This window comes from Achromobacter piechaudii NBRC 102461, assembly GCF_001571245.1.
Taxonomy (GTDB): Bacteria; Pseudomonadota; Gammaproteobacteria; order Burkholderiales; family Burkholderiaceae_B; genus Achromobacter; species Achromobacter piechaudii.
The window spans coordinates 962,117-976,564 of sequence record NZ_BCTK01000001.1 but is presented as its reverse complement, the minus strand read 5'-3'; the positions used below and the strand labels follow the sequence as shown (position 1 = coordinate 976,564).

The following is a 14,448-nucleotide window of genomic DNA, read 5'->3' as shown; positions in this document are numbered from 1 at the left end:
ATTCGGGGACAGCTTGTCGACTTGACTCGTGATGCCCCGGTGTTAGCATCTGCCCCCGTGCGATCCGATTTTTCTCCCCTCCCTCCCGCTGCCTGCGTTCTCTGCGCCCTGCGCTCGACCTTGTTGAGCTCGCAGGAAGTCGCCGCGCGTTCCGCCTACGCGCGCTCCAAGCCCGGCTAATCGCCCGGCCCATCCGCTTCCCCATCTTTGATTCCGGCCTGACGCCGGCGGCTTGAGCACATCCGTGCGGCTTGTCGTCGCGTGCGCGCCGGCGAACGCCCTGCCGCGTGGCCGGGCGCATCGTTCGTCCTAAGAATCTGCGTCGCTCGCCACTATCGCGGGCGGCTTGGCCACGCTTCGATCTTCATCCAGCGCCATGCAACTCACCAAGAAATTCGTCAAAGCCAAGAACCCCTGCGCGGGCGGCTACAAATGGTTCATCCGCGATCACAACGGCCAGGGAGACTACCAAGCCGTGCTTGACGCGCTGGTCGCTGACGGCCGCGTCAGCGACGCCTGCTGGCTGCTGGACCAATTCGGGCCCACCGACGCCGTGCTCAAGCTGGACGCCGTGGACGCCAACGCCATCGTGTTCGCCGGCACCCTGGAGGTGCGCATGGGCATCAACGTGGATACGGTGGTGCGCGCGGGCCGCAGCATCGTCACGGGCGGCGGCATCCGCGCCGGCGAGACGATCATGGCAGGCGAGAACGTCAGCGCCGCCGCCAACATCGCCAGTGGCGGCGACGTGCGCGCCGGTGGCGACATCCACGCGGACTGGGGCATCGAAGCCGCCACGCGCCTGGAGTGCCGGGGCAACGTGCGTGCCAAATGGGATATCTGCGCCGGTCAGGACCTGGCCGTGACGGGTCACCTGCACGCGGGCCAGGACATCCACGCGCAAGGCGCCATCAAATGCGGCCAGGGCATCAAGGCCGGCGGCGATGTGCGTGCCGAAAAAGAAATCAACGCCGATTGCGGCATCCAGGCTGGCGGCGCAATTCACTGCGGCGACCATCTGGCCTCGGGCTGGGGCATGATCGCCGGGGCCGACATCCGTGCGGAAGGCTCCATCCGCGCCGGAGAAGGCGTCCACGCGGACGGGATGATCCGGGCAGGCGATGGCCACGGCGTGTATGCGGGCCTTAGCGTGCGGTTGGACGCGTGGTCGGTATGCGCCCGGGTGGTGGCCCAGGCGCGGCCCGCGCAATTGGTCAGCGGCTACTGGGCCGGGCAGGACGCGGTACGCGGCGGGGTCGATGACGCGGCCGATATCAATGCAGAGTCCGATATCGCTGCGGGACCCCGCCGCCATATTCAGGGCGACGGCGGCAACGCTGGCCCTGCCTGGGGCCTTTCCGCTAACCCCGCTTTGGCGTGACGCCCGGGGCCGGATGCCGCAGCACCAGCATCAGGCCCAGCAAGATTGCTCCCATGCCGGCCAGACTGAGGCCTGACAGACGGTTGCCCAGCACCAGGTAGTCCAATGCCGCCGTGCCGGCAGGCACCAGATAGAACAGGCTGGTGACGTTGACAAGGTCGCCAGCCTGGATCAGGCGGTAGAACAGCAGCGTCGCGCCCACCGAAATCACCAACCCCATCCACAGCAGCGGCACCACCAGTCCCAAGCCCCATTGCGCCGTCAAAGGTTGGAACGGCGCGAACAGCAGGCACAGGGCCAGGCTGATTGCGTATTGAAGCGGCATGACGTCCAGCGGCGGCTGATCGACGCGCTTTTGCAGGATTGCCCCTACGGTCATGCTGGCCAGCGCCGCAAACGCGAAGCCCATGCCCGCGACCGAAAAGCGCGCCAGGCCGATGCTCTGATACACGACCATGACCAAGCCCGCCAACGCGAGCAGCAAACCGACCATCCGGGTGGGGTCAAAGCGCCGCTCCATCACCACCAAGGTCAGGATGGGCTGCGCGCCCAACAGGGTGGCCAGCACGCCTGGCGTGATGCCATGGTCCAGCGCCAGCAGGTAGCAGATGGAGTACGCGCCGATCAGCAGCAGGCCGGTCAGCGCGACCGTCATGCGCGTGCCCGGTGCGGGCAGCCAACGCCGGCGACGCAGACCGATCAGCCCCAGCACCGACAAGGCCAGGACGAACCGCAGCAGCAGGAAGGCGAAAGCCGACGCATGCGACAGCCCCCATTTGGCAAAGATCGCGCCGCCGCTCCACAGCAGCACGAACAAGGTTGTGGAACCATACGCGGCCCACGAGTTTCGATTGGAAGACATTGATTTCACCTGTCAGGTAAGCACAGGCTCCAGATCGACAATCCCTGGCCAACGGCCGGTGCGGCGCGGTCGACTAGCGGCGACAACGGCGACGAACCACCTCAAACGGTCAGATGCGGCCAAGTGCGACCGCGTGCGACTTCACGGGCAGCACGCGGCCACTCTGCGCTACGCGTGATCCATGCATGGCGACGCGAGGCACGGCAACAAGCACGCGCGCACGACAAACCGAGCACGCATCTGGCGTGGGTAGGGACTGACGATGATTAAAGACTGGAGCCGAAAATGGCGGGCCGGCAATCAGCCGATCACGACCACGGCGGGCGGATTCGAAACTCGAACCACGCCGACGGGCGGCGACAGCGGCGAAGAGACTGGCGGCGAAAGCGGCGGTGCAACTACCGCGCAGACGACAGGAGAAAAAACGGGATCAAGCGGCTTGCCCGATACGCGCAACGAGGGCCGGTGCGCGCCGCGCCGACAGGCGGCCAGCCACGCGGATGCCACGGCGGACGCAGCAGTGGCGGCGGCGGTGGCAACGTTGGCGAGGGGCTGGAAATCGGGCATGCGCAAAGGCTACCGATCGCCGCTTTTCCCGTCAAGAGGATCGGACGAAATCCAGCGCTTCTGATCCGACACGGCACGCGCGGCTGGCTTGATCATTCCGCCCTCGCCCGCTTCGACGACGCGCCGACGCGAGCGAAGCTCGCCGCGCAAGTGGCCGCGGTCATGCCCTCGCCCGCCTACGTCACGCGCCGATGCGACGTTGCTCGACGCCCATGTCGCGCCAGGCATCGCCATGGCAGGTGAACATCAGAATCTGATGGCGGGTCGCCGCATCGAACAAGGCGCGCTTCATGAAGTCGCGCCGAGCATCGTCGGTGTGCACCAGCGCATCGTCCAGCAGCAGCAAAGTGGGCCGGCCGGCTTCGCGCAGCAAATCCGCATACGCGAATCGAGCAAGAATGCCCAGTTGCTCGCGCGTGCCGAAACTCAGCGCGTCCAGCAGGTCCTCGCCCTGCTCGCGGCGCAACGCCGTCGGCAGCAACGCGTCGTCCAGACGCAGCGCCGCGTCGGGAAACAGCAGCGCCAGATAGTGGTTCAAGCGGCGGGCCAATGGAGCTTGCAGGCGCTGCGTGGCGGCGGCGCGCTTGTCGGTCAGCAGCTTCTGCAGCAGATCCAGCGCCGCCGCGCGGCGAGCCAGTTCATCGCGCCGACGCGTCAGGCGTTCGCACGCGGCCTCGGCTTCGGACAGGCGTTCGCCCAAGCCTTGCGCGCCCGCTTGATCCAGCTTGCCCTGCAATTGCAGGATTTCGCCATGCCGCTTGTGTTGCGCTTCGCGTTCGATCGCCGCGGATTTTTCGTAGCGCTGGACGTCCTGCTCGGCCAGTTCCGGCCGGTGTTCCGCCAAGGCGGCCGTTGCCTCGGCCACGCGGCGATCCAGCTCGTCATGGGCGCTGCGCGCCTCGGCCAGCCGCCCCGCGCGCGCTTGACGCTGGCTGGCGCGTTCGGCCGACTGCATATCGGCCGCGCGAGCCGCCGCCTGCCCCTCAAGCACCTGCGCGCGCGCCACGTCGGCGTCCAGCGCGCGCTGCGCCGCCGCCAACGCCGCATCGGCCTGCGCGGCAAGCGACGTCGCTTCACGCAGCGCCTGCGTTGCGCCAGGCAGATCGTCCTGGCCAGCATCGCCCGCCAACACCGGCAGCTTCGCCAGCCGTTCCTGGAGCGGCACGCGGCGGGCCAAGGCGTCGTCGCGCTGCGCACGCAGTGCATCCAGGCCCTTGGGCGCGTGGATGGCCAGGGTCTTGCGCATGCCCTCAAGCTCGCGCTGCAAGGCCGTGTAGCGTGCATGCCGCTGTTCGGCATCGGCCAATGTGGCCACGCCCAACCGTTCCAGCAACGCGTTCCAGGCCGTTTGCAGGCCACCAAGCTCGCGCTGGAGCGCGGGCAGATCCTGGCCACCCGGCTCGATACGGAAGCGGCCGACGCCGGGCAGATCCAGATCGGCGGCGGCAGTCAGCAGCACTTGATCCGTGCCGGCCAACTCACGGCCATTCAACGTTGCCGTACGCCCGGCTTCCAGCTGATAAGACAAACGTGTCGCGACCGCTTGCTGACGCAATTGCAGATTGGCCAGCTCGCGTTCGGCCTTGCGCAGCGCGTCGATATCGCCATCGGCGATTTCTATGCGCAACGCTTCGGATTTCAGCGTGGAGCCTTGCTCGATAAGGGCGGTGACGGCGTGCAGCGCGGCATCCAGCCGTTCGACTTCGGCATTGAGCTGGCCCAGTTGATGTTCCAGGTCGCGGCGGTCCGACACGGCTTGAACGGCGGCCACGCGCAAGCGGGCGGCGTCCAGCGCGGCGGCATGCGCCTGCTGTTGCTGCTGGGCTCGGGCAAGCGGTGCTTGCGCGGCGTCCACACGGGCGCGCGCGGCCTGCGCTTCCTTCACCAGCCCCTGGTGATCGGCGTCGTCTTGCTGGTCGCGCCGCACCTGATCTTGCAGCAAGGCCAGCGTTTGCGAGGCTTGCGTCTGTTCGCGGCGCAGGCCTTCAAGCGCCTCGCGTTGTTTGGCCGCGGCGGCCAGCCGCGCGCGCGCCTCAGCGGCCTTGGCCTCGAAATCTTTCCAGGGTTCACTGGCCTGAGCCCGCTCGTGTTCACGGCGCAGGCCGGCCAGACGGTCGACATCGGCATTCAATTGCGCCATGGCCTGCGCGCAGTCGTCGCGCTCGGCGGTGGCGCGCGCCAAGGCGTCCTCGGCGTCTTTATAAATGCCCTTGGGACGCCCGTTGCGCGCGTCCAGCAAGGCGGCGCGCTCGGTCGAGACGCGTTCGAACAACCGGTCGCCATCGGTGGCCGTCAATTCACCGGATAGCTGCGTCAGCGCGTCGCGCAAATGCGTGCCCGCGTGCGACGCCGCCGCCTGCAAGTTGTGGCCATCGCCTTGCTGGATCCATAGCAAACCGGGGATGCCGGCCAGATCCGGCTTGCTTTGCCCACGGCCCGGCAGTTCAAAACCCAGCAACGCCGCCAGCGCGTTTTCGGCTTCCTCGCCATCCAGGCGCTGCGCGCCCTCGTCGATCAGCAATTCGCAGCGCGCGCGCGACAGGAATTGCTTTTTAAGCACGTACCGGTGGCCGGCATGGGCGAACGACAATTCCACGCTGGGCCGCGCGCCCGATTCGCCATGCGGCGCCAGATCGGCGACTTTGCTGGTGCTGTAGCGTTCCAGGAAAGCGGCGCGTATGGCGGCTGCCACCGTGCTTTTCCCGGCCTCGTTCGCGCCAACGAAAAGGTTCAAACCGTCTTGCAGGCCGTCCAGCACCAGGGGTTGGCGAAACTTGCGAAATTCTTCAAGCGCAATGCGGGATAGTTTCATTTGGCGGCTCCCGTGGCGCTTTCGCGCTGGAACCGCAAGAGCAGCCGCAGCGCTTCGGCGGCGACGGCAGCCTGTTCGCCATCGGCCTGCAAGGCCTGCAACTGCGCGGCGACTTCGCCCACGTAACCGCTGGCGCCCAGCTCGGCAAGATCGGCTTGATCGGGTTCCAGGCGCAAGCCGGATACGTCCGGCAGCAGCGCGCGCACCTGCGCGGCGGCCTGATCCATGGCGCGTTGCAGCGCGTCCCAGGTTTCCATGTTGACGTGCCCTTCTACATCCAGCCGCAGCACGTCTTCGCCGCGCAAGGCGGACAAGCGCTGGGCCAGCGCCTGCGCGTCGGAAGGCAGGCTGATGGTTTCCGTCCAGGCAGACCAGCGGTACTTGCCGATGGCCACGCGCTCGACCACCGGCGTGGCGCCGGGCGCGTCGATGCGCACGTCCAGCACGTAGCCGGGTTCGTTGCCGCGAAAACGGTCTTGCTCGGGCGTGCCCGCATACCAGGTACGCGAGTCGATGGACAGGCAGCCGTGCCAATCGCCCAGCGCCAGATAGTCGAGCCGGGCGCGTTCGGCGCGGTCCGGGGCGATGGGGTTGGTGGCGTCGATGGTGTCCGGCAGCCGGCCCGATACGCTGCCATGGGCCAGCCCGACGCGCACGCGGCCGGGTTCGGATTCCAGGGTGTCGAACGCCTGCGTGACGTCGTCGTAGGTATGGCGCTGGGTGAGCGGCGCGGCGAGCACCGCCAGGTTGATATCGGCAAGATCGACCACGCCGATGCGCGTGGGCACGTGCACGTTCGCGGGTATGCAATCCAGTTGTGCCGCTCGGCTCCAGACACTGTCGGCCAGCGCCGCGTCGTGGTTGCCGGCGATCATGACCCAGGGGCCGGCATACGCCGTCATCGCCGCGAACAGGCGGCGGATGCTGCGGTCGGAGACGCCTTGGGTGTCGAAGACGTCGCCGGCGACCAGCACGGCATCGACGCGGCGTTCGGCGGCCAGCGCCGCGATGCGCGCCACGACGTCGAAGCGCGCCTCGGCCAGCAAGGCGGCGTCGTCGGTTTCAAACTGGCCGTATTGACGGCCGATCTGCCAATCGGCGGTATGCAGGAAATGAGTCATGCGCCGATTTTGGCATAAGCCGGCGCCTGTCAAAAAAGCACAATGGCAAATTGATCACACCCGCGCAAACGGGTCAGGCGCTCTTGCTGCCCAGCACCAGATCGGGGTTGGATGCGGCGCCGCGCTCGTAGCGCGACAGACCCAGCCCATCCGTGCGGATAGCGGGCCGCTGGCCCATCACCTGATCGGCCACCAGCTTGCCGGAGCCGCACGCCATGGTCCAGCCCAGCGTGCCATGGCCGGTATTCAGGAACAGGTTGCCGTAACGCGTCGGCCCGACGATGGGCGTGCTGTCCGGCGTCATCGGGCGCAGACCCGTCCAGAATTCCGCCTGCGCCACGTGGCCGCTATCGGGGAAGAGATCGTTGACGACCAGTTCCAGCGTCTTGCGGCGCGCGTCTTTCAGGCGCAGATCGAAGCCGGACAATTCCGCCATGCCGCCCACGCGGATGCGGTCGTCAAAGCGCGTGACCGCGATCTTGTAGGTTTCGTCGAGGATGGTCGAGACGGGCGCGGCGGCCTCGTCCTTCATGGGGATGGTCAGCGAGTAGCCCTTGACCGGGTAGACCGGCAGGTCCAGGCCCAGCGGCTCAAGCAGGCCGCGGGTGTAGCTGCCGAAGGCGGCCACGTAGCGGTCGGCCGTGAGGACCTCATCGCCCACGCGCACGCCGGTGATCTGCCCGCCCGCGACGTTCAGGCCCGAAACGGTCTGGTTATAGCGGAATTCCACGCCCAGGCCCGCCGCCATTTCGGCCAGGCGTGTCGTGAACAGGCGGCAATCGCCGGTTTCATCGTTGGGCAGGCGCAGGCCGCCCGCCAGCTTGTGGATCGAACGCGCCAGCGCAGGTTCGGCCGTCACGAGGCGATTGCGGTCCAGCAGTTCGTAGGGCACGCCCACCTCTTCCAGCACGGCGATGTCGCGGCGCGCCGCTTCCATCTGCGCGTCGGTGCGGAACAACTGCAAGGTGCCGCGCGTGCGCTCTTCGTAATGGATGCCGGTGGAGGCGCGCAGTTCGCGCAGGCAATCGCGGCTGTATTCGGCCAGCCGCAACATGCGCTCTTTATTGACGGAGTAGCGGTCGGCCGAACAGTTGGCCAGCATCGCCGCCATCCACTTGAGCTGGTACAGGCTGCCGTCCAGGCGGATGGCCAGCGGGGCATGTTTCTTGAACAACCACTTGATGGCCTTGAGCGGAATGCCGGGCGCAGCCCAGGGCGTGGAATAGCCCGGCGACACCTGGCCGGCGTTGGCATAGCTGGTTTCCTGGGCGGCGGCGGGCTGGCGGTCCAGGACCGTCACCCGGGCGCCCTGACGGGCCAGGTAATACGCGGTGGTGGTGCCGATAACGCCGCTGCCGAGGACGATCACATGCATGATTCTTTCCGTATTTGGATTTGCTCAGTAATTTCGGTAGTCTATGAGCCTCCTCGCAGTGAAAAGCACTGATTATTTTGCTTTGGCAGAGCTTTTTCTCGGGCGCCCCTTGTTTTCTGATCGCCAAAAGTGAAATGCGCGACCTAGATAGAATCGACCTGAAAATCCTCGACATCCTGCAACGCGAAGGTCGTATTTCCGTCACGGATCTGGCCGAGCGCGTGAGCCTGTCGGCCACCCCCTGTTCGGACCGGGTCAAACGGATGGAGCGCGAAGGCGTGATCACGGGTTACCATGCGCGCGTCAATCCCGCCGCACTGGGCAAGAACCTGCTGGTCTTCCTGGAGATCAAGCTGTCAGCCAAGTCGGGCGATGTGTTCGACAAGGTCAAGAAAGAGCTGCTTTACGTGCCCGAGGTGATGGAATGCCACCTTGTGTCTGGCGATTTCGATTATCTGGTCAAGGCCCGGCTGACCGAAATGAATGAATACCGCCGTCTGCTGGGCGAGATCCTGAAGCGCCTGCCCGCCTCGGCGGAATCGCGCAGCTACGTGGTCATGGAAGAAATCAAGGAAACCTTGTTTCTGCCCGTGGACCGCTAGCCGCCAGGCGCGGCGCATGCCGGGCATGCGGTTTGTTACGGGCGCGCGCGCCCGTGGCTGCTATGCTGGCGGCCCTCTGGCCCGCGCCGGCAAGCCTGGTCCGACCCCAATTCTTTAGTCCCTGCCTATGACTCGCCTATATAAATACTTCTTCCGTGGCTTGATCACCGTCCTGCCGCTGGCGCTGACCATCTACCTGCTGTACATCTTCCTGGCCTGGACCGAGGCGGTGGCGCTGACCTTCCTGCGCCCCTTCATCGGCGGCTTCTACGTGCCGGGCATGGGTCTGGCGCTGGGCATCCTGGCCATCCTGGCCATCGGCTATCTGGTGTCCAAGCAACGCGTGCAGCGGGTTCTGACCTTGGTGGAAATGCCCTTCACCAACCTGCCCGTGGTCAAGAGCATTTATTCGTCGCTGAAGAGTTTTGCCGATTATTTTTCGCCCAGCTCCAAGAACACCGCCCAGCAGGTGGTGATTTTGCGCTTGCCGGGGCAACAGCTGGAACTGGTGGGCCTGGTGACCCGCCGCAGCATGGAAGGCCTGCCGGAAGGATTCACGCAGGGCGACCGCGTGGCCGTCTATCTGCCGATGGGCTACATGATTGGCGGCTACACGGTTTTCGTGCCTCAAGATTGGGTGCAACCCATTCAGATGTCGGTGGAAGAAGCCATGCGTTCGTCGCTGATCGCCTGGATGGCGCGCGCCGAAGCGCCCAGCCGCCCCGCCGCGCCCAGCGCGCCGGCTACGGCCGATGCGGCCGCTGCGCCCGATGCCCCGGTAACGCCGCAAGCGCCCGCCGAGCCGGCCGCTCCGATGAGCACGGCCAGTAGCGGCACGGCCAGTACTGGCACGGCGGTCAATGCGGGCAATCCGAATACCGCAAAGTCCGCCGCAAGCGCATCCACGACCAGCGCCCCCTCCAGCACGCCTCACGGCGGCGGCCCGCTCTGAGCCGCCCTTCATTTTTCTACCGCGCAATCCATGCCCCTGATCGAATTCACGCTTGCCGACGGCAGCCCCTATATTGAAATCAACCAGCTCCTGAAAGCCACCGGCGTCTGCGACAGCGGCGGCGCGGGCAAGATGATGGTGGCCGACGGCCACGTCAGCGTCGGCGGCGTCGTCGAAACGCGCAAAACCGCGAAGATCCGAGGCGGCCAGATCGTCACCATCGGCGACATCCGCATCGTGGTGCGCGCAGCCGACACCCCCGACGCCTGAGCCCCGCCCTCCCCACACCCCGCAACGCCGCGAGTCCCCATGAAATTCAAGATGTCCCAGAACTCCATCTTCGCCGTTCTGCTGCGCTCGCCGTGGTGGATGAGCGCGGGCGTGGCGCTGCTGTTGAGCGCCGGCGGCTTTGCCGCGTTGCCGCTGGAATATGCCGCGATGGGCGTGTTCGCGGCGGTGCCGTTCGCGGTGATCGCGATCATGGCCGCCTACAAGCAATTGCGCGCGCCGTCCGACACGCGCGTGCAGGCCGTGACTCAGGCTGCGGCCGCCATGTCGTGGGCCGAGTTCGCCAACACCGTCGAAGCCGGCTTCAAGCGCGACGGCTGCGAAGTCCAACGCCTGCAAACGCCGGGCGCGGACTTCGCGTTGAGCAAGGACGGCCACGTGGCGATCGTCAGCGCCAAGCGCTGGAAGGCGGCGCGCGTCGGCGTCGAGCCGCTGCGCGAATTGCAGGCCGCGCGTGAAAAGCGCGGTGCGCGCGAAGCCATCTACATTGCGCTGGGCGACGTGTCGGACAACGCGTGGGCCTACGCCAAGGCGCAGGGTGTATCGTTGATGACCGCAGCCGAACTGACCAAGCTGCTGCGCGATCTGAAGATCTGAGTCCCTGACTTTCCGCAGCGCCGCTTTTCGTTTTTCCTTTCGGACCTTGCAATGATCTACCGCATCCTGGCCGACCTGGTCCTTGTCGTGCACGGGCTTTTCGTCGCCTTCGTGGTGTTCGGCGGCCTGCTCGCGTTGTGGCGGCCGCGCCTGGCCTACTGGCATTTGCCGGCGTTGGCATGGGGCGCGGTGGTGGTGGGCATGGGCCTGATCTGCCCCTTGACGCCCTTGGAAGTCTCGCTGCGGCTGCGGGCGGGTCAGGAAGACTACGCGGGCGGTTTCATCGAACACTACCTGCTGGGTGTGATCTACCCCGAAGGCATCACGCGCAGCACGCAGATCGCGCTGGCCTTTGTGCTGATCGTCGGCAACATCGTGGTCTACACCCTCTGGGCGCGCCGTCGCCGCCGCCGCGCATTGGCGCAAGCATGAATGAGCCTTACGACATGAACTCCACGCCCGAATCCGCTTCCGACAATTCCGCCTCTGACGACGCCTCGAACTCGATCCGCGCCCTGGATGCCGAGGGCCGCGAAGTCCTCATCCCGCGCGATGCGTGGCGCGACAAGGTATTGCCCGGCGCCATCGAGCAGCGCTGGAACGATGCCGACGCCCTGGCCGGCCTGATCGTCCAGTCGCTGAACGATGGTTTCATCGAGGACATGCTGCGCCCCGCCGAACGCCTGGTGCAGCTGGACCAGAACGCCGAACGCGCCGTGGTGCTGCAAGCCATCGTCTATCTGAAGCTGGGCCGGCTGGACGACAGCGAACGCGTACTGGGCGACTTCTGCGCGGCGCATGGCGAAACGGGCATCGTGCTGACCAATCTGGCGAAGGTGCACGCCGAGCGCGGCGACGACGACAAGACGATGGACACCTTGTGGCGCGCGCTGCAACGGGATCCGAATCAGGACAATGGCCTGGGCTGGTACGAAGCCATCCACCACGACATCGGCGGCGACGCGGCCGGCATCGGCGCCATGCAACGCGTGGCCGCCCTGCCCGGCAGTTGGCGCGCGCAGTTGTGGCTGGCGCGCGGGGAATTGGGCGCACACAACTACGCCGGCGCGCTTGCGCTGTACCGCCAGGCGCTGTCGCACGCGGGCGAACCGGTGCCCGGCGATCTGCTCATGCAAATGTCGGGCGACCTGGGCAACGCCGGACGCATCGCCGACATTCTTGAATTGGCCGCCCCGCGCTTTCACGCGCCTCTGCACGGACCTCGCGTGGGCAACAACCTGATCAAGGCCTATCTGGTATCGGGTCAGCTTGCGCCCGCACGGCAGATTCTGGATGCGCTGCATGCGTTGAACCTGCCGGAATGGCAGGAAGCGCTGACGGCAAGGGAAGCCGAACTGGCGCGCTTGCAGGCGCGGCTGGGGACGGACGGCGCGGCGCGATAAGGCGGACTGCGCCGCACAGGCGCATCGCAGACGACACGCGCCCTGCCCATCCCATCGCACTCGGCACGCGTTCGTCACGCGCTCGCCACACGCGCGTCACACGCTCGTCCCGCACTCATCCCGCACTCATCGCGCGCCCGACCCCGCGCGCCCCCCCCCTTCACAACCCGCGCGCAATCACCAGCCGTTGAATATCGCTGGTCCCTTCATAGATCTGGCACACACGCACATCGCGGTAAATGCGTTCGACCGGGAAGTCTTTCAGATAGCCGTATCCGCCCAGCGTCTGTATGGCGGCCGAGCACACTTTTTCGGCCATCTCGGACGCAAACAACTTCGCCATCGATGCTTCCATCAACGCGGGCCTGCCTGCTTCGCGCAGCGCCGCCGCATGCAGCACCATCTGGCGCGCCGCATGGATCTGCGTCGCCATGTCGGCAAGGCGGAACGCCACCGCCTGATGATCGAAAATGGGCTTGCCGAACGCCTGACGCTCGCGCGCGTAATCTCGCGCGCATTCGAAGGCGGCGCGCGCCATCCCTACCGATTGCGACGCGATGCCGATGCGCCCGCCTTCCAGATTGGCCAGCGCGATCTTGTAGCCCTCGCCTTCCGCGCCCAGCCGATACGCGGCCGGGATGCGCATGTCTTCGAAGGCGATGTGGCAGGTGTCCGACGCATGCTGCCCCAGCTTGTCCTCCACGCGCAGCACCTGATAGCCCGGCGTGTCGGTGGGCACGATGAATGCCGAGATGCCGCGCTTGCCTGCGTCCGGGTCGGTGACGGCGAAGACGATCACGGTCTGTCCGCTCTTGCCCGACGTGATGAACTGCTTGGCGCCGTTCAGGATGTAGTCCTCGCCATCGCGCCGCGCGCGCGTGCGCAGGCTGCTTGCGTCCGATCCCGCCTGCGGCTCAGTCAAGGCGAAGCCGCCGGTGTGCGCGCCGCTGGCCAGGGGACGCAGGAACTGGTCCTTCTGCGCGTCGTTGCCGAACTTCAGGATGGGCATGCACGCGACCGAATTGTGCACGCTCATGATGGTTGAACACGCGCCGCTGCCGGCCGCGATTTCTTCCAGCGCCACCGCATACGACACGTAGCCGCTGTCGTTGCCGTCCCATTCCTCGGGCACCAGCATGCCGAAGAATCCCAGCTGCGCCATTTCCTGGATCGCGTCGGCGGGATAGTGATGCTCGCGGTCCCAGCGCTCGGCGTTCGGGGCCAGCCGTTCAAGCGCGAAGCGCCGCGCCATGTCCTGGATGCTCTGGTGCTCGTCGTTCAACAACATGTTTTGTCTCCTGGGGGGCATGGGCTGACTAGCGCCGGGTGCGCGCCGCCTGCCTTGTTCTGCTTGGCCGCGCCGGGTTGCCGGCGCGGCACGGAATCGAGAATACACCGAGCGCCAGCGCCTGCGCAGCCACGTATTCACACGCGGATCCGCCATCAAGGAACATTTGATATTGCATGAAAACAAGGCTTGCCCTTATCATGCAACTTCTTAAGTATCTTGATAGCCTTTCGGAATAGGAAACAGCCGATGAATATCGACGTCATCATCGTGGGCGGCAGCTTTGCCGGCCTGTCCGCCGCCATGCAGCTGGCGCGCGCCAGACGGTCCATCCTGCTGATCGACGGCGGCCAGCCGCGCAACCGCTACGCCGCGCACTCGCACGGTTTCCTGGGCCAGGATGGCAAGACACCGCACGACATCCTGCGCACCGCGCGCGAACAGCTCGCGCACTATCCCACCGTGACCTTCCTGGATGGCGATGCCGTGAACGCCAGCGGCGAGCATGGCCGCTTCGAGGTCACGATGGCCGACGGCCCGAGCGCCCGCGCCAAGCGGCTGATCCTAGCGACGGGCCTGCGCGACGAACTGCCCGCGCTGCCGGGCTTGCGCGAACGATGGGGGCAGACCGTGCTGCATTGCCCGTACTGCCATGGTTATGAAGTGGCCGGCAGCCCGCTGGGCGTCATGGCCGCGCATCCGCTGTCGGTGCACCAGGCGATGCTGCTGCCCGATTGGGGCCCCACCACCTATTTCACGCAAGGCGAATTCGAACCGGATGCCGACCAGGCCGCCTTGCTGGCGCGGCGTGGCGTGCGTGTTGAACGCAGCCCCATCGTCGAGCTGATGGGCGCATCGCCCGGCCTGGACGCGGTGAAACTGGCCGACGGCCGGCGCATGGCTATACACGCGCTGTTCGTGGCCAGCCGCACGCACATGGCCAGCCCGCTGGCCATGCAATTGGGATGCGCGTTCGACGACGGGCCGCTGGGGCCGGTCATACGGGTGGACGATCTGCGCCAGACCACCGTGCCCGGCGTCTTCGCCGCGGGCGACGCCGCCATCCCCATGAGCAACGCCACGCTGGCCAGCGCATCGGGCGTCATGGCGGGCGTGTGCACGCATCGCTCGCTGGTGATGGAATGAAAAAAGCCGTGGCGGCGCGCATTGCAGGCGCCGCCACGGCTGTCATGCGCGAAC

The 14,448-nt window shown here is 66.5% G+C and carries 13 protein-coding genes and 1 pseudogene; 8 read left to right on the top strand and 6 right to left on the bottom strand.

The annotated features are described in order from the left end of the window. Nucleotides 1–376 precede the first annotated feature (376 nt). Nucleotides 377–1,381 carry a hypothetical protein gene (locus API01S_RS04405; protein WP_061303343.1) on the top strand — a complete coding sequence of 335 codons (1,005 nt, stop codon included), beginning with the start codon at nucleotides 377–379 and terminating at the stop codon, nucleotides 1,379–1,381. Here the strand turns inward: API01S_RS04405 and API01S_RS04400 are convergent. From API01S_RS04400 to API01S_RS04385, 5 genes are all read right to left on the bottom strand, one after another. Then, nucleotides 1,362–2,243, bottom strand: coding sequence for a DMT family transporter (locus API01S_RS04400; protein WP_061303341.1), 882 nt, complete (start codon nucleotides 2,241–2,243; stop codon nucleotides 1,362–1,364). The genes API01S_RS04405 and API01S_RS04400 overlap by 20 nt on opposite strands. A gap of 300 nt (nucleotides 2,244–2,543) precedes the next feature. Beyond that, a complete protein-coding gene (locus API01S_RS29150) occupies nucleotides 2,544–2,810 on the bottom strand; it encodes a hypothetical protein (RefSeq protein ID WP_156487059.1) in 267 nt (88 codons plus the stop codon). Nucleotides 2,811–2,991: 181 nt separating this feature from the next. After that, nucleotides 2,992–5,622, bottom strand: coding sequence for an AAA family ATPase (locus tag API01S_RS04395; RefSeq protein WP_061303339.1), 2,631 nt, complete (start codon nucleotides 5,620–5,622; stop codon nucleotides 2,992–2,994). After that, nucleotides 5,619–6,743 carry a metallophosphoesterase family protein gene (locus API01S_RS04390; protein WP_061303337.1) on the bottom strand — a complete coding sequence of 375 codons (1,125 nt, stop codon included), beginning with the start codon at nucleotides 6,741–6,743 and terminating at the stop codon, nucleotides 5,619–5,621. Before API01S_RS04390 ends, API01S_RS04395 begins: the two co-directional genes overlap by 4 nt. Before the next feature lie 73 nt (nucleotides 6,744–6,816). Next, the gene (locus API01S_RS04385) at nucleotides 6,817–8,118 is read right to left on the bottom strand and encodes a D-amino acid dehydrogenase (RefSeq protein ID WP_006219761.1); all 1,302 of its coding nucleotides are present in this window, start codon (nucleotides 8,116–8,118) and stop codon (nucleotides 6,817–6,819) included. Nucleotides 8,119–8,252: 134 nt separating this feature from the next. Here API01S_RS04385 and API01S_RS04380 point away from each other — a divergent pair, with 134 nt between their 5' ends. The 6 genes and pseudogenes from API01S_RS04380 to API01S_RS04355 all read left to right on the top strand — a co-directional run bounded on the left by API01S_RS04380 (nucleotide 8,253) and on the right by API01S_RS04355 (nucleotide 11,960). Then, nucleotides 8,253–8,720, top strand: coding sequence for a winged helix-turn-helix transcriptional regulator (locus tag API01S_RS04380; RefSeq protein WP_006219762.1), 468 nt, complete (start codon nucleotides 8,253–8,255; stop codon nucleotides 8,718–8,720). A gap of 127 nt (nucleotides 8,721–8,847) precedes the next feature. Then, nucleotides 8,848–9,495, top strand: a pseudogene (locus API01S_RS04375) (DUF502 domain-containing protein); the annotation flags it as partial. Nucleotides 9,496–9,702: 207 nt separating this feature from the next. Beyond that, nucleotides 9,703–9,942 (top strand): RNA-binding S4 domain-containing protein, encoded by a 240-nt coding sequence (locus API01S_RS04370; RefSeq protein ID WP_061303336.1) that lies wholly within the window; start codon nucleotides 9,703–9,705, stop codon nucleotides 9,940–9,942. Nucleotides 9,943–9,981: 39 nt separating this feature from the next. Next, a complete protein-coding gene (locus API01S_RS04365) occupies nucleotides 9,982–10,557 on the top strand; it encodes a restriction endonuclease (RefSeq protein ID WP_061303334.1) in 576 nt (191 codons plus the stop codon). A gap of 51 nt (nucleotides 10,558–10,608) precedes the next feature. Continuing rightward, nucleotides 10,609–10,989, top strand: coding sequence for a DUF2784 domain-containing protein (locus tag API01S_RS04360; protein ID WP_061303332.1), 381 nt, complete (start codon nucleotides 10,609–10,611; stop codon nucleotides 10,987–10,989). Next, nucleotides 10,986–11,960 (top strand): tetratricopeptide repeat protein, encoded by a 975-nt coding sequence (locus API01S_RS04355; protein WP_061303330.1) that lies wholly within the window; start codon nucleotides 10,986–10,988, stop codon nucleotides 11,958–11,960. The genes API01S_RS04360 and API01S_RS04355 overlap by 4 nt, the downstream gene beginning before the upstream one ends. Before the next feature lie 160 nt (nucleotides 11,961–12,120). On the opposite strand, the gene API01S_RS04350 is transcribed toward API01S_RS04355, so the two are convergent. Then, nucleotides 12,121–13,248: an acyl-CoA dehydrogenase family protein gene (locus API01S_RS04350; RefSeq protein ID WP_061303328.1), complete on the bottom strand. Its 1,128-nt coding sequence runs from the start codon at nucleotides 13,246–13,248 to the stop codon at nucleotides 12,121–12,123. Between the two features lie 249 nt (nucleotides 13,249–13,497). Here API01S_RS04350 and API01S_RS04345 point away from each other — a divergent pair, with 249 nt between their 5' ends. Next, complete coding sequence (locus API01S_RS04345; protein ID WP_061303326.1) at nucleotides 13,498–14,394, top strand: NAD(P)/FAD-dependent oxidoreductase; 897 nt, start codon at nucleotides 13,498–13,500, stop codon at nucleotides 14,392–14,394. The last annotated feature ends 54 nt before the right edge of the window (nucleotides 14,395–14,448 follow it).